General features: G+C 46.1%; 19 protein-coding genes. 4 read left to right on the forward strand and 15 right to left on the reverse strand.

The features are described from left to right. Positions 1–27 precede the first annotated feature (27 nt). The 4 genes from BC343_RS18585 to BC343_RS18600 form a co-directional block, all read right to left on the reverse strand. Positions 28–762: an acyl-CoA desaturase gene (locus BC343_RS18585; RefSeq protein ID WP_078349291.1), complete on the reverse strand. Its 735-nt coding sequence runs from the start codon at positions 760–762 to the stop codon at positions 28–30. Positions 763–919: 157 nt separating this feature from the next. Further along, positions 920–1381: a ferritin-like domain-containing protein gene (locus tag BC343_RS18590; protein ID WP_078349626.1), complete on the reverse strand. Its 462-nt coding sequence runs from the start codon at positions 1379–1381 to the stop codon at positions 920–922. A 203-nt stretch (positions 1382–1584) separates the two neighbouring features. Then, positions 1585–2334 (reverse strand): glycosyltransferase family 2 protein, encoded by a 750-nt coding sequence (locus BC343_RS18595; protein ID WP_078349292.1) that lies wholly within the window; start codon positions 2332–2334, stop codon positions 1585–1587. Next, the gene (locus tag BC343_RS18600; RefSeq protein ID WP_078349293.1) at positions 2331–3602 is read right to left on the reverse strand and encodes a glycosyltransferase; all 1272 of its coding nucleotides are present in this window, start codon (positions 3600–3602) and stop codon (positions 2331–2333) included. The genes BC343_RS18595 and BC343_RS18600 overlap by 4 nt, the downstream gene beginning before the upstream one ends. Before the next feature lie 110 nt (positions 3603–3712). Here BC343_RS18600 and BC343_RS31875 point away from each other — a divergent pair, with 110 nt between their 5' ends. After that, on the forward strand, positions 3713–4255 hold the full coding sequence (locus BC343_RS31875) for a serine acetyltransferase (protein ID WP_078349294.1): 543 nt from the start codon (positions 3713–3715) through the stop codon (positions 4253–4255). Beyond that, entirely contained in the window at positions 4245–4991 is a 747-nt protein-coding gene (locus BC343_RS18610) for a class I SAM-dependent methyltransferase (RefSeq protein ID WP_078349295.1), read from the forward strand. The genes BC343_RS31875 and BC343_RS18610 overlap by 11 nt, the downstream gene beginning before the upstream one ends. Before the next feature lie 197 nt (positions 4992–5188). On the opposite strand, the gene BC343_RS18615 is transcribed toward BC343_RS18610, so the two are convergent. The 4 genes from BC343_RS18615 to BC343_RS18630 form a co-directional block, all read right to left on the reverse strand. Further along, positions 5189–5662 (reverse strand): ribonuclease H-like YkuK family protein, encoded by a 474-nt coding sequence (locus tag BC343_RS18615; RefSeq protein ID WP_078349296.1) that lies wholly within the window; start codon positions 5660–5662, stop codon positions 5189–5191. A gap of 303 nt (positions 5663–5965) precedes the next feature. After that, positions 5966–7567: a tetratricopeptide repeat protein gene (locus BC343_RS18620; RefSeq protein WP_078349297.1), complete on the reverse strand. Its 1602-nt coding sequence runs from the start codon at positions 7565–7567 to the stop codon at positions 5966–5968. 3 nt (positions 7568–7570) lie between these two features. Beyond that, positions 7571–7762, reverse strand: a complete 192-nt coding sequence (locus tag BC343_RS18625) for a hypothetical protein (RefSeq protein WP_143822261.1) — start codon at positions 7760–7762, stop codon at positions 7571–7573. A gap of 133 nt (positions 7763–7895) precedes the next feature. Next, on the reverse strand, positions 7896–9584 hold the full coding sequence (locus BC343_RS18630) for an SUMF1/EgtB/PvdO family nonheme iron enzyme (protein ID WP_078349299.1): 1689 nt from the start codon (positions 9582–9584) through the stop codon (positions 7896–7898). A gap of 216 nt (positions 9585–9800) precedes the next feature. Here BC343_RS18630 and porV point away from each other — a divergent pair, with 216 nt between their 5' ends. Next, a complete protein-coding gene (gene porV, locus BC343_RS18635; protein WP_078349300.1) occupies positions 9801–10958 on the forward strand; it encodes a type IX secretion system outer membrane channel protein PorV in 1158 nt (385 codons plus the stop codon). Between the two features lie 2 nt (positions 10959–10960). Beyond that, positions 10961–11446 carry a 2-C-methyl-D-erythritol 2,4-cyclodiphosphate synthase gene (gene ispF, locus BC343_RS18640; RefSeq protein ID WP_078349301.1) on the forward strand — a complete coding sequence of 162 codons (486 nt, stop codon included), beginning with the start codon at positions 10961–10963 and terminating at the stop codon, positions 11444–11446. Positions 11447–11907: 461 nt separating this feature from the next. On the opposite strand, the gene BC343_RS18650 is transcribed toward ispF, so the two are convergent. The 7 genes from BC343_RS18650 to BC343_RS18680 all read right to left on the reverse strand — a co-directional run bounded on the left by BC343_RS18650 (position 11908) and on the right by BC343_RS18680 (position 20019). Further along, a complete protein-coding gene (locus BC343_RS18650; protein ID WP_078349303.1) occupies positions 11908–15276 on the reverse strand; it encodes a glycosyltransferase in 3369 nt (1122 codons plus the stop codon). Positions 15277–15331: 55 nt separating this feature from the next. Continuing rightward, a complete protein-coding gene (locus BC343_RS18655; RefSeq protein WP_078349304.1) occupies positions 15332–15493 on the reverse strand; it encodes a FeoB-associated Cys-rich membrane protein in 162 nt (53 codons plus the stop codon). Between the two features lie 78 nt (positions 15494–15571). After that, entirely contained in the window at positions 15572–15937 is a 366-nt protein-coding gene (locus tag BC343_RS18660) for a glyoxalase superfamily protein (RefSeq protein ID WP_078349305.1), read from the reverse strand. A gap of 16 nt (positions 15938–15953) precedes the next feature. Beyond that, positions 15954–17147: a hypothetical protein gene (locus BC343_RS18665; RefSeq protein ID WP_078349306.1), complete on the reverse strand. Its 1194-nt coding sequence runs from the start codon at positions 17145–17147 to the stop codon at positions 15954–15956. Positions 17148–17395: 248 nt separating this feature from the next. Continuing rightward, positions 17396–17719, reverse strand: a complete 324-nt coding sequence (locus BC343_RS18670) for a GIY-YIG nuclease family protein (protein ID WP_078349307.1) — start codon at positions 17717–17719, stop codon at positions 17396–17398. A gap of 162 nt (positions 17720–17881) precedes the next feature. Next, the gene (locus BC343_RS18675; protein ID WP_078349308.1) at positions 17882–18715 is read right to left on the reverse strand and encodes a type 1 glutamine amidotransferase; all 834 of its coding nucleotides are present in this window, start codon (positions 18713–18715) and stop codon (positions 17882–17884) included. A 206-nt stretch (positions 18716–18921) separates the two neighbouring features. After that, complete coding sequence (locus BC343_RS18680) at positions 18922–20019, reverse strand: carboxylate-amine ligase (RefSeq protein ID WP_078349309.1); 1098 nt, start codon at positions 20017–20019, stop codon at positions 18922–18924. Positions 20020–20093 lie beyond the last annotated feature (74 nt).

Genomic DNA, 20093 nt, shown 5'->3' on the forward strand with positions numbered 1-20093 from the left:
GCCTTTCTTGAATCTTGACTCCTCCGCTTACGAATATGCTTTCCTTAGCTTAATAATGCGCATCCAGTGCATCAGTTTCATTACGGGATAAACCGGGTCTATCTCGAACCATTTGGCACCAAAGTTTGCGCTGTTCGGGCGTTTGTGGTGGTTGTTTTGGAATAATTCGCCCAACATCAGAAAATCGAAAGGGGTTGTATTTTTTGATTTATCGTTGTTATCGAAGTTGGCATAACCGTATTTGTGGCCGCACCAGTTAACAATAGCACCGTGGATAGGGCCCATTAAAAAGTGGATAGGCAGCAATAAAAACATCCACCAGTATTCGGCAAAGGCAACGTAAAATGCCACATACAGGCCGCCAAATATCAGGCGCGAAATCATCGACGAACCGATGTAATCTAAAAACCTCCACTCGGGGTAGTTGCCTTTAAAGCGTTCCTCGGGTTCTTTTAAGCGCCTCTCGTGCATTTTGTAGCTTTTTGCGGTGTACCAGCTCATCTGGAAAACATCGGTAAAAAAGTGCGGCGAGTGCGGGTCCTTTTCGGTATCGCTGTAAGCGTGGTGCTCGCGGTGCATAATGGCATACGCACGCGGGTTTAAAAAGGATGAACCCTGGAAAAGATAGGTCATCATATAAAATACACGCTCGAAGAATTTATTCGTTGTAAACATCTTATGCGAGGCGTACCTGTGCAGGAAAAACGTTTGAAAGAACAACGATAAAAACCAGTGGCCGAGAAAGAAAATGAGTATGATCACAGTATAGAAATTAATGTGGCAATGCTATTTATAATGATTACAAATATAGCGATAAATTCAAGCATTTGGTTTTATAATTACATATCCGTTACGGGAATAAAAAACGCCGCTCCGGGTTGTCCGGAGCGGCGTTTTAATTAACGAGTGAATTGGGTGCTTACACTTGCGCATCGCGCAGGGCTTTGATACGGTCGTGGCCCTGGTTAATGGCTTGCTGTTGGTTAACTATCAATGAAACTTGATCCGGAGACAGGCCGTTATCTCCTGATAAGGCATCGCGATAAGCTTTCTTGATAGCATCTTCGCCACGTTCGCATTCCGAAAGGATGGCCTTACGGTCGTGCCCGCTAAAGGTGGCTTTAACATCCAGCCATGCGCGGTGTAAAGTGCCCGATACCGAGTTGCCGGTTTCCAGCTCGCCGCCTGCCTGGCCAACTGCGCGGCTCAGCTCCTGTACGTTGCGGCGGCTATCGCTTGCAAATTTGTCAAAAACGGCTTTCAGGTCGGCATCGCCTTCGCCTAAGTCTTTAGAGGCACGGGTGAAACCGTCTACACGGTCGTTATTAATTTCTATTAAATCGTTCAATACTTCTGTTGATCTTTCAATGGTGGTTTCCATGGTATTTGTTTTTGTTTGATAAGGTAATTGCAACCACCATGCCAATAATTAATTACTAATTAAATAAATTATAATTATTGATTTGTTGTTTCCTGTGTTAGTGGGAAAATAAATTTAAAAATAAAATTAACCGCAGAAGATGCGCGGTTTTTGCCTGCGCGAGGGGATAGGACAGGGTGTATAGATTTTTATAACGACGAGCTTTAATCGTTAGTGCGTTTGTGCCGAAGCCAGTAAGTGCCCAGGTTAAAGGCGATAATAAAATGGTTAAAAACTGTTGGCACCAATCCGTAATGCTTTCGCATAATGGCAAAGCGTTCTTCTAAACTTTGGCGGTGTTTAGCTTTAGACATGCCACCCACCAGGTACTTGGCCACATATCCATCCACCTTCACAATTTTTTTTGCCTTTTTCGCTGCGCGGATTATCCAGTCTATGTCGGCACTCAGCTGGTAGGCCGGGTCGTAAGGTTCAGCAAGTGTTCTGCGGATGTAGATGGCCTGGTGGCTTATGCTCATGCCGTATTTAAAGCCACGCCAGCTGAATTTTACGGGCGCTTTGTGTCGGCGCTGGCCAAGGCTTTCACGACGGGCGTTCACCATTTCGGTTTCGCCGTAATAAATGTCGGCATCATCCGCAGTCGCAAAAACTTTCTCTACGGTATCGGCGGCGTAAAATTCATCGCCCGAATTCATGAAGATAACGTACTCGCCCGTTGCCAGCGCCAGCCCTTTATTCATGGCATCGTAAATACCTTTATCAGGCTCGCTGATAAATTTGGTAATGCGGTTTTTGTAGGTGTTGATGATATCAAGCGTGCCATCGGTTGATGCGCCGTCAATAACAATGTATTCGATATGCGGATAAGTTTGGTTAAGCACCGATAGCATGGTGCGCCCTATATCCGCAAGATTGTTATATACTACCGTAATTACCGAAAGGGTGGGCTTCATACCGTTGCTCCTTTCAGTAACGAAGTATAAAGGCCGATGTATTGCCCGGCAACTTTTTGGTTATTAAAATCGCGCAGTACTTTTTCCCTCGCGGGGATAGATAAGGCGCCGTTCTCGCCAAGCACATAGTCTACGCCTGCTGCTAAACTCTCTGCCGATTTAAAAGTAGCCAGGTAGCCGTTAACTTGGTGCTCTATCATATCGGGTATACCGCCGGTATCAAAGGCTACCACGGGCGTTCCGCATGCCATGGCTTCCATTACGGTATTGGGCAGGTTATCTTCTACCGATGGCAGCACAAAAACATCCGCCAGGCTATAAACCTCCGCCATTTCTTCGGGCGAGGTTATGATATTCAGCTGATGAACCGGGAAGGGCAGGGTAGTGGTATCAAAACGTTTGTTTTTTCCGAATATCACCATCTCTATATCGCCCGCAAACGGCGAATTACTTTTGAGATGTTGCAAAGCGTCCACCAAATAGCTTAGCCCCTTGCGCCTGTCGGCAATGTTGGCCGCGCCAAAAAGGATTACCTTTTTATTTATATCGATGCCACGCTTGGTCCTCGCCGCTGCTTTATCCTTTGGCGAAAACAGTTCGGTATCTATAGGATTGGGGATGGCCTGTATGCTGGCGTTTTTGAGGAGGCAGCTTTGTTTGGCAACCTCGCCCAGCCAGTTGCTGCAGGTTACGTAGCTGATGTTAGGGGCATTAACCGGCATTTGTTTTTTGCGCAGCCATCCGCTGTGCGATATATCATTATCCGCAGGGTTGCGCAAAAAGTAGCAGTTGCCGCACTGGTTCATGAAATGGTTGCAGGCACCAGCGTAGTGGCAGCCGCCGGTAAACACCCACATATCGTGCAGTGTCCAAACAATGGGTTTGCCCAGGGCAACGAGTTTCGACAAATCTTTTATAGATAGAAAGCCCGAGTTGGTCCAGTGGATGTGCAGGATATCTGCCTGCTGTATTACCGGCTCGTTGCTGATATCGGTACCGGCATTCGCGGTAGAAAAAGCGAACCTAACACTACGGTCGCGTGCTTGAAGCGCAATAAAGGGCAGGCGTTCGTAAAAAAAGTTGAAGTTGGCGTGAGCTTTATCTATCGCGTTTTTTTCGATGGAGTACACGGCTTCATTATCCCGCTTTTTGTGCTGAACCACTAAAGTAGCATCAACCTGTTGCTGTTGCAGCGCCTTTAACAAACGCATACAGGCCTCGGCAGCGCCGCCGCCCGCATCAGCTGTATTTATTAAGGCAACTTTCATTCACGTTCAATTATCGGGGCAAGTATACTGATACTAAAATTAAAAAACTTTACTTTTGAAGGCTTCATCTTCAGCAGCAGTACACTTAAAAATAAAATTTACCCGCAGGCATGAACTTTTTCGCTTATTTATTCCAGGACCGGCGGGCCAACCGGGGTAATTTTAAAGCGCAACTGGTACTTTTCATGTTCAGGCTGGTGAATGCCATCAACCGCTACATGCTGCTCAAAGTTATCTTTTTCCCCTACCTTATGTTCTACCGTTTTTTCGTGGAATGGAGCCTGGGGATAGAGCTTCCGCGTAAACTGCGTGCGGGTAAAAACCTGGTGTTTTACCACGGGCAGGGGCTTGTAGTAAATTACGGTACCATCATTGGCGAAAACTGCGTACTGCGCAACGGCGTAACCATTGGCCACAAAAAACTGGCGGACGGCACACACAGCCGCTGCCCGCAAATTGGCAACAATGTAGATATTGGCGCTAACGTATGCATCATTGGCGATATTACCATTGGCGATAACGTAGTAATAGGCGCCGGCGCCGTAGTGGTAAAAAGTATACCGCCCAATAGCACAGCAGTGGGCAACCCGGCGCGGGTGCTGGAGAAAAAGGCAGAAGCAGCCAACCTAACAAAGGATATTAATGGACAATAATTTAACCGACAGGGCCTTTTGGAAAGCCTTCTGGGAATCGCGCATAGGGCTTATATTTAAACTGAAACCCAATTACGTTTTTGGCGATATATTGGGCAAGGTAATTGCCGAAAAGAATGCCAAAACCGCCATCGAACTGGGCGGTTTCCCCGGGTATTATGCCATTTACCTCAAAAAATACAAAGGCCTAAAAACTACCCTGCTCGATTACTTTATCCACCAGGGCTTAGTGAACCAATTGCTGGAAGTGAACGACCTGAAAGAAGGCGATATAGGCATCATAGAAGCCGACCTGTTCACTTACGTGCCCGAAGAGAAATACGATATGGTGCTTTCCTTTGGGTTGATAGAGCACTTTAACGATACCAAGTTTATCATTGGCGAGCACCTGAAGTTTTTGAAACCCGGCGGTACGCTGTTTATCACCCTGCCTAACTTTAAAAGCGTGAACGGCTGGGTACAGCGCAAGTTCGACAAAGAGAATTACGACAAACACAACATCAACAGCATGGACCTCGCCCTGCTGAAAAACAGCTGCGAAGCCCTGGGGCTAAAAAATGTAGAGGCTTACTACCACGGCAAATTTTCGGTTTGGCTGGAAAATAAATCGGAACAAACCGCCTTTGCCAAACTAATGATGAAAACCATTTGGCTTGCCGGGAAGGTGTTCACCAAAGTGGTGCCGATAGAAAGCAAAGCCTTATCGCCTTACATGGTGGTTAAGGCGGAACTGTAAGGAATTATAAAAATCGGGTAAGATTTGACAACTTTTTAAAAGTTGTCAAATCTATTTCAGGCCCCTTATACAAACCTCATGCAGGGCGGTGATACACAAACGCTACCTGCCGTGTGGGGTGCCGAAAAAAAATCGGCATGAACGATTTAAGGCTACAACAACTATCCTCTAATCAACCACTCTCCAGTCACTAACCGCTACTGCACCATCTTATTAGCGCAGCACGAGCTTGCAAAAGCCTCGGGCTTGGCCTTGAACACGAAGCCCATGCTCAGGATGTAGCCCATAGCCTCGTGCAGGGCCTGGTTGCTTTTAAACATTGGGTTGGTGTTAATGTCGGCGTGCACCTCAAGCTCTACGTCGTACAGGTCGAGCAGGTCGCAAAGTTTGTAGGCAATGTCAATAGATTTTTGCACCTCGTTGAGCATACGTTCCTTAATGCTCATTTTTTGGGTAGTGCGCTCCTGGTGGATAAACATGAACGCGCCGCGTGCTTCGCGGATAAAAACAATAACCGTAGCAAAATCGGTTATCGCCCCCTTCACCTGCGAATCCGTCCCAATACACACTTTCAATTTGTTCCCCAGGGCAGTTTCGCGCTCAATGGCGTGTTCCACTTCCTCCATAATGGGGGTTTGAATAATCTCTCCGCTAAATTTTCTCCAGGCCATAAAATTAATTTTTGATTGATTTTTAGCACTGACCTTTTTACGGTCTATAAAAATAAGCGATTAACTATTGGATAAACGTTATGTATGCATAATTTATTTGTTAACAATTTGGTGAATATTAACAAGTTAGGAAGATGTGCAGATTTCAGATGTGCAGGTGTGCAGATGATGAGAGGAGGGAGGAAGTTATAAAATGTGGGCGTTCCTGCTGGTAGAAGCGGGTGGGCTATCCGTTGCATCCCGATAGTTATCGGGACTTCATTCCGCACCGCTGATAGAAGCGGCGCATTTCACAGTATACTTTTACTTAAATGGTAGATGAGATATAATTATCTCAACGGGCTTCTCTCTCTCTAAATGTGTATACTTCTTCTCCTTTCTTTTCTTTATATGATAATTAAAAGCGGCCGCCCACTCATCGGCTCTTTCGACTTTAGGTCCTAATGTTATTTTTTGTAGTATAGGAATGATATTAATTAATTTGATATAAACTCTTGGAGGGTTTGTTGCTTTTTGAATTATTTTTTTGAAACCAACTCCCTGAACGACCAGTCTCACTTCTTGCTCGTATTGATACTCCACACTTTTGAATAGGTAGGCTATATCGTTCAGTATCACTTTAACTGTATTTTTTTGAGCTTCATTGAGAACCTCAAGTTGCTCTTTTAATTTTTTAAGTAGTCTATTAAGCTTCCTATTTTTAGTCCGCGGGGCTTCAGGTATAAAGAACTCTTGGTCGTTTTTATAAGCTACTCTATAAAAAGTAAATTTCCCTTCCATTTGAGGCATCGCTTCTAACTCAATCAATGGATTAAGCTTAGATTCAAGATTGGCAATAAATTGATCTTTAAAAATTGTTAAAGCGCATCCTCGCGCTTCAATATTAGCCTCTTTCCCGTACATCCTCCAAAGGGTCAAATCATCATTTTTGTTATCCGCGACAAAACTCCCGATGAAAGGTCTCTCAACAAAGTAATCCTCGATGGATTCTTCCTTTTGTTTGGTTGTTGTAAAAGATAAGTAGTGGAACAGTTCCCTACCCTCTGAGGTGTCATTCAAATAGGCTCCCTCTGAGAGCCGAAATAAACTATTATCCAATATCATAGATTTTGCCGCCGATAAACTTGTGTAATGAGTAACACATGGCTTATCAAAAAGTAGTAGTTCTTTGATTTTTTGAACTAATTTGTTTATCTCGTCCAACCACCTATTTGCAATAATTTCAGATAGCTCTTCGCTTTCCGCAATGGCGATTTTGCGCTTATAGTTATCATCATCTGGCAGTAATTTTAAATAGCTTTCATAGTCCTGCAATGCTTGTGTGTAGTTTTCCAGTTTCCTGTGTACAATTGCCCGATTAAAAAACGCCTTTCTATAATTTGAGTCAATGCTGATTGCTTTGTTAAAATCTTGAATCGCATTTTCAAAATCACCAACTTTGGTCAACGTTATTCCTCTATTACTATAAGCACGGGCATTTCCTTCGTCTAATTTGATGATTGTGTTATAGTCAGCCAAGGCCTCTTCATACCTTTTTAGATTGGCGAAAGACATTCCTCGATTACTGTATGCTTTTACATAAAAAGAGTCTAATTTGATTGCATTATCGAAATCCTTGATAGCTTGAATGTACTCTTTTTGATTGAGCCAAAAAGTACCGCGATTATAAAATAAAGCAGCAGAGCTGTTATCTAACGATATTGATTTGTTGAAATCGTTTAGCGCTGCATCGAATTTATTAGTTCTTACCAATGCTAAAGCACGCCCGAAATAGTTTGTTGGATTATTTGGATTGAGTTCAATAGCAGTATTAAAATCTGAAAGGGCTAATTCATACTGGTTATTAAGAAGCCGTGCACTCCCTCTTGTGCTATATCCAAGATCAAGAGTGTTATCTAATTCAATTGCTTATTCTGCATAAAAAAGGCCGGATTCAAAATTTTGTTGTTTTAAATAGGAACGCGCTTTAAAAGAATATAACTCTGCATTTTTATATTCACTCAATAATTCGTCAGTCAACAAGGTGGTAATTTCAGAAAACTGATTTTCCTTTATCATACTTTGTACTATCGATACGAGTTCTTCGGATGTTTGTGACATAAGGCGGCGGTAATTAATCAAACTTAATGTTTAGAATCTTCTATACAAAATAGAAACAGATTTTATTAAGTCTGTAAAAAAAAAGCCGCTTCCTATCAGGAAGCGGCTTTCATATTTCTATACCAATTGTGGCTTATCTGGCCTTATATGGTTTTGCTTTTTTAACCGGTAGGTGTGGTTTGCCTTCGGGGTGAATCTCCGGGGCACCAACCATGGTCATGGCGCAACGGAAGCCTACTTCGGCGCTGGCTTCGTCTTCGTCCATAAAGCGGCGGGTTGCAGGGTTCATCCAATATGCAAGGTCGTTCCAGCTGCCGCCTTTGTAAATTTTGCTATGGTCGTTTACCAATGTGGTGCTACCGTATAATACGGTATTCACAGCATCATTTTCGCCACGGAAATCGGGGTTGTAAGCTTTACCGCTGTATTTAATAGCGTCAGGCGTGGTTGGTGGCACAGTGCCACCGGTACCGGGTTGTGCAGCGCCGTTTGCAGGTGCAGCGTTTGGTGTACCATTAGGAGCAGTGCCGTTGTTTAGGCCTTGCTGCTGGGCTATCATCTCGCTGTATTTTTGTTTCTTGTTAGAGCGTGACGGATCCTTAATAGGGCGGCCATACTTATCTTTTGCGTAAAGGCCCTTGGTTGGGTCGGCAAGGCGTTTGTTGGTGAACTGATTACCACGGAAAGGGTTAAAGTCTTCCACCTCTTCAAACGAAGTTTGGCGATAGGTATCGGCAACCCACTCGTTTACGTTACCTGCCATGTTGTATAAACCAAAATCGTTTGGCTCGTAAGAGCGCACAGGTGCAGTAATATCGGCCTTATCGTTCAAGCCGCCGCCCACACCGGCATTATCGCCCGAGCCGCGCTTAAAGTTGGCTAATATTAAACCACGGGTTTTACGGCCAGGTGAACGTACGCCTAAACCATTCCATGGGTATACTTTACCATCGTTAATGTTTTCAAACTCGGTGTTGCCGGCCAATGCTAAAGCAGCATATTCCCACTCAGCTTCAGATGGCAAGCGGTAGCCTTGTTTCAAAATACCGTCTTCTATACGCACAGGCCTGCGCGGTGCATTTTTGCCTGTACCTGTAGCATTTGGGTTTTGGTCGCGCGGCATGTTTTTACCATCTACACCTGCACCGCGTATCTGGCCGTTCAGGTATATATCAGTATTAAAAGGTTCTTTTAAGCCACCTTGCGCGCCGCCGCCGGCACCGGCTTTGCCTTTTTTACCACCTGCTGCATCTTTCCAGGTCATCATGTAGTTATTCTCGCGCAGGATGTTTTCGTTGGTACGGTCGGTACGCCATACGCAGTAATCCTGTGCCTGGTCCCAGCTAACACCTACTACAGGGTAATCTTGGAAAGCAGGGTGGCGCATGTAGTTTTCTACATAAGGCTCGTTGTACGACAATGGTTTACGCCATACCAGGGTATCGGGCAGGGCATTGTAATATAATTCGCCATCGTTAGGGAAGGTAATATTTATCCAGTGCAGGTAATCGAGCCAGTCCTGGTTGCTCACCTCGGTTTCGTCCATATAGAAAGACGGAACGGTAACCCTGCGGCGTACGTTGTTGTAATCGTAAGTTACGTCCTGGTCGGCACTGCCGCCCAATACGAAGGTACCACCCTCAATTGGCACCAAACCGGGGCCGGGGGTAGGGTGCGTTTGCTTAAAGCGCAGGTAACCACCATTATTACGGGTATTGTAGGTCATGCCCGTTTTTTGTGATTGCTGAGGTTTACTACAGCTGCTTAGCAAGGTGCCAAAACCCAACAACACTAAAGCAGTATTAGTAAAAATTGATTTCATACTGTACAAAATATCTATTTGGAGGTAAATTTAATAAAATTCAATAATAAAACGGCCTTAAAGCTACCAATTTAAAAAAAGGACCGTTGTCTTTCTTTTAAACGGATTATTTATTTGTTGAGTTACAATAATTTGCTGGAATATAGGTTTTATCCTCGAAAACTTAAACGACAGCAGTGTTTTATTATTTTAAATATTAAAACTAAATTGCACGCAATGAAGTATAGCTATACTAAAAAATTTGCCCTCTATATTTTATTGGCCATACCGGCGGTTGCCACAGCGCAAACCAACACCAACGGTAGCGGTGCCAATGCCATATCAACAGCGGTACCTTTCCTGAATATTACGCCCGATTCGCGTTCGGGTGCAATGGCCGATGCAGGTGTTGCCATTACGCCCGATGTTAATGCAAACTACTGGAACCCCGCCAAACTGGCTTTTTTAGATAATGGCGACCACCTATCATTATCGTACAGCCCCTGGCTGCGCCATTTGGTGCCCGATGTGAGCCTTGCCTACCTAAGCTATGCCCATAAACTTGATGACCGCAATACATTCGGTGCATCGTTAAGGTATTTTAACCTGGGTAGTATTCAACTGATAGACGATAACCAAAACGACCAGGGTACCTACAAGCCCAACGAACTGGCGCTTGATGCATCGTTTGCCCGTAAATTTGGCGAGAACCTTTCGCTGGGGCTAACCATGCGGTATATCTACTCCAATTTTTCTAACGGGGCTTTCGTGGCCGGCGGTAATACCTCGCAAAACAAGGCGGGTAATGCCATTGCGGCGGGTGTTTCGTTATATTACAACAAGCCTTATGGCGATAGCTCTGTGTTTGCTTTTGGCGCGCATATCTCCAATATAGGGTCGAAAATTGCCTACAGCGAGGGTGGCACCAAATACTTTTTGCCCACCAACCTTAAACTCGGCGTAGCCAATACCTGGCATTTTGATGATGCTAATAAGCTTACCGTAGCATTTGATATTAATAAACTGCTGGTGCCTACACCGCCTATTCGCGATACCGACGGAAATATCGTATCGGGTAAAAACGATGATGTATCGGTACCTGCGGGCTTGTTTCAATCGTTTGGCGATGCGCCGGGAGGTTTTAGCGAGGAGCTGAAAGAGATATCATTTTCGCCGGGTGTTGAGTATTGGTATAACAACCTGATAGCCCTGCGCGCGGGTTACTTTTACGAAAACCCCAACAAAGGTAACCGCAAATACGCCACCTTTGGCGTTGGGCTGAAGTACCAGGTGTTTGCGTTTGATTTTTCGTACCTGGCAGCCAGCCAGCAAAACAGCCCTTTGGCTAATACCTTACGTTTCACCCTCTCGGCCAGTTTTGGCGGCAATAAATAGTAATGGCTAAAATTAAAGTAGGTTTTGGCTTTGATGTACATCAGCTAAAACAAGATCACCCTTTTGTATTAGGCGGCGTAAAACTGGAACATACCAGCGGCGCCTACGGCCACTCGGATGCCGACGTAATGCTGCACGCCATTTGCGATGCCCTTTTAGGCGCGGCCAACCTGCGCGATATTGGTTATCATTTCTCCAACAAAGACGACCGCTGGAAAGGCATCAGCAGCCTGATACTGTTACAGCACGTTGTTGCCCTGCTTGCCGAAAAGAACTGGAAGATAGGCAACATTGATGCCATGGTATGCCTCGAAGCACCTAAAATAAACCCGCACATCCCCGCCATGCAAGCCAATATTGCCGAAGCCGCAGGTATTGATGTGGAGGATATTTCTATAAAAGCTACCACCAACGAGCAGCTTGGGTTTATAGGCCGGGAAGAGGGGGTTGTGGCTTATGCGGTTTGTTTGATAGCGCGCGCTTCTTAGATATGCGGATTTCAGATGTGCGGGTGAGTTAAGAGGAGTTTCGGTTCTTTAAAAGCTCTATTATCAAGCACAAACACCATCCGCTCATTCGCCGCGGGGGGCTTGTTCTTTTGAAGCACCAAAAGAACCAAAAGTGCTTTCAGCATAAAGGCTTCTTTGCCGCACGGGCCTTTCCCCTGCAAACCGGGCAGAACCACGGGCTGGGAAAATTTGCCCTTGCTGCGCCGCTCAGCCCGCCGCTTCAGCAAACATTTCCTATGCCCTTACAGCCACACATGCCCACCATGTTCTGCCCGCTTTCGCCCGAAGCTCTTCTGCTGACGTTCTAAAAGCTATTTCGTAAAGCACAAGTCAAGAAATCCTCTAATCAAACGAACGGCGAAGCCCTCTTGAGTGCCGATAAAGAATGATTAACCTACGAAAAATCAAGGTTCAGGTAAATTACCTGCACACCTGCACATTTATTGTTCCTCCTCCGCTTTCAGGTCTTCCTTCTTTATCGTTACCGTTCCGGTGCGTTTTAGTACACCCCAGCCGCTTAGCTCGCCTTTGAGGGCTTTGCGGAGGGCCTTGAACAGGATGTAATACATCAACTGCCGCCAAATGAAACGCTGCGGGATAATGTAAACCAGCTTTTTGTAATTCTCTTTCTCCATCCGGAAGGCGATGATGGCCACAATGAAATCTACCAGTACGAACACGATGTAATACGTCAGTATCTTCCAGGGTTTATCGCCCAGCAGGCCGAATATCATCATCAGGTCGGCAAGAGGGGAGAAGAGGGGCAGGAATATTTGGAAAATGAGGATATTAGGCATACCCACCATCCCGAAGAATTTATACTTCTTGTTGAACAGTGCATCTTTGTTTTTCCAAAAGCTTTGGATAACCCCGAAGCTCCAACGGAAGCGTTGTTTCAGCAACATGTTCAGCGTTTCAGGGGCTTCGGTATAAGCAACCGCATCGGCGCTGTTACGTACGATGTAGCCCTGCTTCAGGATGCGCATGGTGAGGTCGCAATCCTCCGCCAAAGTATCATAAGTAAAGCCCCCTGCCTTAAATATGGCCGATTTACGGAAAGCGCCAATCGCACCGGGAACTACCGTGATGCTGTTGATGAGGTCGAAGGCACGGCGGTCCATATTCTGCGCGGTGATATACTCTATCGATTGCCAGCGGGTGATGATATTTATCTCGTTGGCCACCTTCACGGTACCAGCAACGGCGCCAATTTCCTCATCGGTAAAGTAAGCCATTAGTTGCTGTATGGCATCGTTACGCAATTGGGTATCGGCATCTATACAAACTACATAATCGTAATTTGATTTAGATATCCCGAAGTTGAGGGCAGATGCCTTGCCGCCGTTGGGCTTGGTATGCACCCGCACCAATGGATGGTCTGCATAAGCCGCTTTTACTACTTCGTAGGTATTATCCTTAGACCCGTCATCAACAAATATGATCTCAAGCTCGGGGTATTCCAGTTTCAGCAAGCTTTCAATGGTGGCCGTAGCAGTAACTTCCTCGTTGTAGGCCGGTACAATAATACTCACGGGCGGCAGGGCTGTGTTGGGTGCAACGCGCTCTTTTTTATCGCCAAAGAACTGCCTTACGGCCAGTATGCCTATCAAAATAATACGCCCGATGGCCAGGAATATGGCCGACAGGAACAGGTAGAAAATGAATTTATTACCGATAAAGAAGCCTACAATAACCACGTCATAGAACCTGCCCCAAACGGTTTTATCGTCCGAAGTTGGTAGCGGCATCAGGTCGTCTTTACTTTTATCCAGTACATCGGCAATGGTGGTGAACTGGTAGCCGTGGCTTTTGAAGAATTTGATAATACGCGGCAGTGCCTTTACGGTTTCTTCGCGGGTATCGCCACCGGCATCGTGCAGCAATATCATCGATCCGTTATCTTTTTGGCGGATGGTGCGGGCCACAATGCTATCAGCGGTTACGCCGGGCTGCCAGTCCCATGGGTCGATAGATTCGCCTATGGTGATATAGCTTTGGCGGCGGCTCTCGGCAACAGGTATAACCTCCTGCAGGGTTTGCGGCTCGGCATCGGCATTAAATGGCGGGCGGAACAATATGGTACTGCGCCCGGTGACCGATTCGATGAGTTTACGGGTAGAGTTCAGCTCCAGGTTCACCCTTTCTAAACTAATGGTAGAAATATCCGGGTGGAAGAAGGTGTGGTTACCTATTTCGTAACCTTCATCGTAAATACGTTTCAGGATAGGGATATTCTTCTCGGCCATCGAACCCACGATGAAGAAGGATGCAGGCACGTTCTCCTTTTTAAGGATATCCAATATACGCGGGGTAAACTCCGGATCGGGGCCATCGTCAAAAGTGAGTACTACTTTGCCCGGCTTTAAGCCGTAGCGGCGGATCACGTATTTGGTAGGCAGCCTGATATAGTCCTGCTTGGTGATGGTGAAGTTTTTGGGGTCCATCTTCACATCTATCTTACCGGTATCGGGCACGGTGATCAGATCCAGTACCTCGCCGCCTTCGCCCGCATAGCTTATCTTATCATTAAGGCCTACCGTATTAAAATGACGGATATCGATACCCGTTTTTTTCAACGAATCGATAGAAAGGTTCTTTTGGAAGAACGACCATAAGCGCGGATCCTCGGCACCTAAACGCCACAGGGCAACACCACCGGTAGCCCAATCATCCGCCATGCGGATGATGTTGAAATTGGTGGCGGCATCGGCAAAGTAAACGATGTGGTTAAACCCATCATTACCCAAATAGTTAAAGTGCAGGTTGGCCGAAACCGGGTCGAAAATGATCTTGGCCTTTTTTTGCTGCGCCGTACTAATGGCCTGCTGGTAGCCTGCCGAAACGCCTATACTGTTCTCGGGCCAATCGAACCCGCCGCCTGCAATGGTGAAAATGATCTTCTCGCTGGGTATCTGCTCGCAAACAAGATCCAATATCTCCTCGGCCCAGTGCTGGTTACTCACCTCGCCGGCGTTGCTGCCATCGTAATGCTGATCAATGGCCATTACAAAAATGTAATCGTTCAAATGCTGGAGGCGCTTCAGGTCATAAGCTTCATCCTCGGGGACAACGTTTTGCGTTACCAGCAGGTCGCTGGCGTGCAGGGTGTTATACAGCTCGTTCTGAAATTCGATAAAGTGCTTGCTGTTACGGTCCTTCACATCGTCCAGATCCACATTGATACCGTTGAAGTTGTAATGCTTCAGGCGCTCAACAATGCTGGCGATAAAAGCCGTGCGTAGTTTTTTGTTGGCAAAGATGTGCTCCACCTCTTCTACATCATACCCACCCTTGACGTTATCGTAGTTGGATAGGGTAACCAGTACCTGTTTCTTCAGTTTTTTGTTGAGGTTGATAAGGCCGGTATCCAGCGTGGTCTTCAACGTATCGGCATTTTGGCTGAACGAGAAACCCTCGGTTACTACCATATCTAACCGGTGCATATACTGCACCAGCGAGTTATAGGCCTGTGGCTCCCAAGGCCGATAAAAGGCCGCGTTTATACGTTTAGAGTTGTTGGGGTGCTTTAACTGGTGCAGGCGGCGTGCGCGGGCTATCTCTTCAATGGTGGCGGTTTCTACCTTAAAATCTTTATAGCGTTTTGATTTTTTGAGCGCATCCAAATCCTCCTGTGATATCTTTTTGGGCACAGGATCCAGGTTGGGGAGGATAGGATATTCGGTAGAAGTAATGGTTATAGCGGCTGCTACGGCACCAAAGATGATCACTATTAAAAATATGCGGCTTATCCACTTAAAGCGGTTCCACCTGCCGGGGTCGTCGGCTTGAAATACCTGTTTGTTAGACATGAAGAGTATTTAAAAAAGAAACGATCAGGTTATGGTTGGGCAAATATCGCCTGTACTATTTTGCTTTACCTTCGGGGCCAATGGCCGAAAAATCGACACCGCACTTGCAGTTAGTGCCGCAGCCTTTTTTTGCGAAAAGGCTTTTGTACAGGTTACGCCCCACGTAAAATACGGCGGCTGCAAATAATAATATAATGATAATTGCCTGTACGTTCATGACTGCAAAATTAATAGATATATATTACGTACAGACAATTAAAAAAGTATAAAGTTTAGCTTTCTTTACCTTAAGCCCTTAGTTTTCCGTTGAATTAAAAGTAAGGCGGTTGCCAAAAGGGTCGCCTACTTCCATCGTGAGCACATCCGGGTTCCACCCTGCTTTCTCTAATCCCGGGTTGTAGTACTTGTAATTTTTGCTGTGCAATAACTTGTGGTAATCGCGCAAGCCTTTGAAATCTTCGATATGGATACGCCCTCCCGGTGTGCAATCGCCATAATGCTCGGTAAGGTGTAGCACTATGCCCTGTAACGAAACCTGCATATAAATTGGCGAACCCTCGGGCTTGTGCTCCCAATCGATATTGAAGCCCAGCCAATCCACATAAAACTCAATGGCCTTATCGTAGTCGAATATCCTGAATATGGGCCTTGCTATTGCCATGGTTCTGCTCTTTAATTTATTTGTGCATAAAGGCTACTGTACCGCCCACCCAATCATAATCTTTATTGTAACGCACGCCTATCATTTTGCCCTTGCTTAGCCGCGCCAGGTTTATGGCAAGGGTTGGCTTTTCATCGCTATCGGGCCAAAGGTATAGCAGGCGCACCTCTACCTTCACGCCCATATCGGGCGACTCGAGTACCGGCTCGTAGGTTACCTTCTCCTGCAATATCCAATTCTGCGGGTCGGGTATTTGCTCAATGTCGCCATCCATTATATCGATGATAACGCCCTGCCCGGCAAAACTGAAGAGGGGTTTTAGTACGTAGTTCTGCAGGTCTTCGGGGATATTTTTCACCTCGTGCAGAAACTGCGTTTTGGGTACGTAGCTGCCCTCTAAAAATGGCATAGTGAATTTGCTGATGCGGTAGAACCAGTTGGGGTGGGTTATCCATTCCACATCAAGCGGCTGGCGGATATCTACCACGCGGTTGAATATATCCTCGTCGTTATATATCTCGTCAAATATCAAGCGGTTGTATATGCGGCGGATGCGTTTCTTTTCTTCGCCATGTAGATAAAAAAGCTGGTCACCTTCCTGTATCAGGTCCTCTAACGATACCACGGGTGTGCCGATATAATTTTCGGTGATGTAAAAATCTACCGAGGTTTTTTGCTGAGGGGCGTTCACATCCATCAGTACCACTTCATCGGGTTGGTAGGGGCCAAGGATGGTTTTCTTCAACAGATCGATATAGCCTGCTTTATCCAATCCGTTAAAATAAATGGTTTGGTTGCCGGGCACGTTAAAAGAGTGGCGGTAGTTCTCGGCCAAATGCACCTGGAAACCGTATAACGAGGGGAAGCCCTGCAGTTCTATCAGTTTGGGTACGATGTTGCCTGCTTCATCTTTACAAACCCCAAAATCTAAAGCGATGAAATGCGGGTGATCATTCTCGTGCGGGATGTGCCATTTTGCGGGGATAGCGCGCTCGGTAAGTTCTTTAAAGCCCGGCTTCAGCACGGTGGCAATAATTTCTTCACCGGCCTGCAGCAGCTTATCGCGGAAATCGTCGGTTAAAAACACCGGTGTTTCGGCAATGCGGAACTCGATGGGTTTTCGCAGCCCCTCGTTCAGCGACAGCAAAAACTCCGCATATTTCTCTTCGGTAAAGTTTTGGTTGAAGGTGCTTCTGATAGATGGGTTCATAATGGTTTGTTTTATTTTAACCTCTATTTGTTAACCTCCCCTTGTCATCCTGAGCGATAGCGAAGGATCTGTTAGCGACTATGCATTACCGCTTTACTTTGTGGCTATCAGATGCTTCGTGCCTCAGCATGACAAGGATTTTTATTTTGTCATCCTGAGCGATAGCGAAGGATCTATTAGCCACAATGTGATCGCCACCTTGCAAATCGCCTATCAGATGCTTCGTACCACAGCATGACAAAAGGCGCTTATCCTGTAAATACCGGCGGCCATTCCATGATCTCGCTATTTAAGAACGTCCAATTAGGATTTTCTTGTTCAATCAATTTTATCTTTTTCGCCCTTACCCAACCTTTGATCTCCTTTTCGCGCTCGATAGCATAGTTCACATATTGGTGCCTTTCGTAGTAAACCAAATAAAAGCATTTGTATTTAGCGGTGAAACTATCTGCCTGATCTTTACCGAAGTAATGTTCATATAACCTCCTGTCCAGGTCGTTCGTGACGCCGGTATATAACACCTTCTTGGTATAATTGGTTAGAATGTAGGTGTAGAAGTTATATTGTCGCATTAGATACTTATTTCACTCATATACCCTATAAGCTGATCAGCACAGCAACTACCGCACAAAGCATGGCGTTCATAGCGTGAAGGCAATGCATTGTGGCTAATAGATTCTTTGCTATCGCTCAGAATGACAAATTAGCAATGCCCCTGCAATTTACCAAAGAACTTATACCTTCTCCACGCGCAACAACGCCGCATCCAAAAAGTTGGGGATGATGGTGTTTTGGGTATGGGCTATTTTGTCGGGATCATCAAGCCGTTCCAGCATTTCGCGGTACTTGGCCTCGCCGTGTTCGTTTATAACTTCTTCTTTCTTTTCTTCGCGCAGCAACATGCCCTTAACGCCTATTGGATCTGCTTCGGGGTGGAACTGTGTAGCAAAGAAATACTCGCTGAACCTGATGGCCATCATAGCGCGGGGCAGATCTACATGCGGGCGCTTCTTCTCCAGGGCCAGCAGTTTCATGCCCAGCTGTTCAAAGCGGCTCATGTCCGGGTTTATCACCTGCCAGCTACGCGAGTCTACGGTGTAGAACGGGTCATGAAGGTTTTCGAAGACCTGGTCGTGCTTGCCGGCATCGGTTAAATGCACCGGCAATATCCCGAACGATGGCGAGCGGCGTAAACCTATCTCGCCCAAGCCATATTTGCGGCACATCAACTGGAACGAATGGCACACAAAAAACACCGGCTTTTTATCATGCCCGTTGCCCAGGTTCTTATCCTCCAGTTTATCTATCAGCCTGAAGTACTTTTTCTCCCACTCGGTGCCCTCGCTATCTATCGGGCTGCCCGGGCCGCCGCTGGAGATATAGGCATCAAAGCCTAAGCCAGGCACCTGTGCCTTGCGGCGTACATCAAAAACCTCGTATGTTAAATTAAGGCCGTGTTTGGCCTTGTAGCGCTCCAATATCTCACGGAAACCCCGCATCCCCTCGTTGGCAATACCATCGTATAGGTCTAATATGGCAACCTTTATTTCCGCTTTACTTGTACTCATTTTTATTTACTACCATTCGGCTTTGTAGACCGACCCTATGCTTGCTTATTGCGCTCTAAGAAAAATCGCAAAAACCACAGGGTTAACACAACTTAACACATTTTAAAAATTATATTTTACAAATACCTGATTATAAGATATTTGTAATTTTAAGGATTGGCATAAAATGAACGCGTATAATTTCCTTAAAAGAAACTCCCATTGAGTTATATCCCCTTTAACGTTTGTGTGGTAATGTAATCCACAACGTCTTCAAAGTTATTGTTTTGGTTGAAAACAGCCAACTGGCGGTCGGCGCCGGTGCCGTGTTCCAGTATTTTATGGATGTATTGCAGGTCGTCGCGGCAGCCCAAATCGTCAACTACATCGTCAATAAAATCAAGTAGTTCCAGTACCAGCGAGCGGGTGTTCACCTCCAGCTCCTTGCCAAAATCTATCATTTTACCATCGATGCCGTAGCGGGCGGCGCGCCATTTATTTTCGTTGATAAGCGCACGGTTGTAGGTAATGAACTTCATGTTTTGCTGGCGCAATTTGTACAGCTTGGCGCAAATGGCCTGGAAGAGCGATACAAAAACCATCGTCTCATCTATCAGCATAGGGCAATCGCATATCCTGAACTCGATTGTTTCAAAGAAGGGGTGCACACGCAGATCCCACCATATCTTCTTGGCATTATCAATACAGTTGGTTTTCACCAGCAGCTTTACGTAGTTGTCGTAATCTTCTATACTCGCAAAATAATCGGGGATACCCGTACGCGGAAATTTATCGAACACCTTGGTACGGAACGATTTATACCCAGTGTTCCTACCTTCCCAAAATGGCGAATTGGTTGATAGTGCATACACATGCGGCAGAAAATACCTTGCCTGGTTGGCAATATGTATGGCCATCTCGCGCGATTGTATACCTACATGCACATGCAGACCGAAGATGAGGTTAGAGCGCGCCGCTTCCTGCAACTCGTCTACTATCTCGAAATACCGGGGGTGGTCGGTTATCAGCTGGTGCTGCCAGTGCGAAAAGGGGTGCGTACCGGCCGCGCCAATGCGCAAGCCAATATCGCCCGCCAATTGGGCAACCGTGCCGCGAAGCTTGGTTACTTCTTTGCGTGCCTCGGTAGTATTGCGGCAAATGTGGGTGCCCACCTCTACCACGGCCTGGTGCATTTCTGCCTTTACCTGGTCCTCATGGATCTTCTGCGCCGCGTCAACGATCTTCTGCTCGTGCGATCTTAGCTCCCTGGTCACAGGGTCTATCACCATAAATTCTTCTTCAACACCTAAGGTGAACTCGTTCATAATTGGTTAGGGGTTTGGTTGGTTAACCATAGCGATGGGTTTCAAACCCATCGCTATGGTGATATCATTATCGT

This window comes from Mucilaginibacter pedocola (genome assembly GCF_002013915.1).
Classification (GTDB): domain Bacteria; phylum Bacteroidota; class Bacteroidia; order Sphingobacteriales; family Sphingobacteriaceae; genus Mucilaginibacter; species Mucilaginibacter pedocola.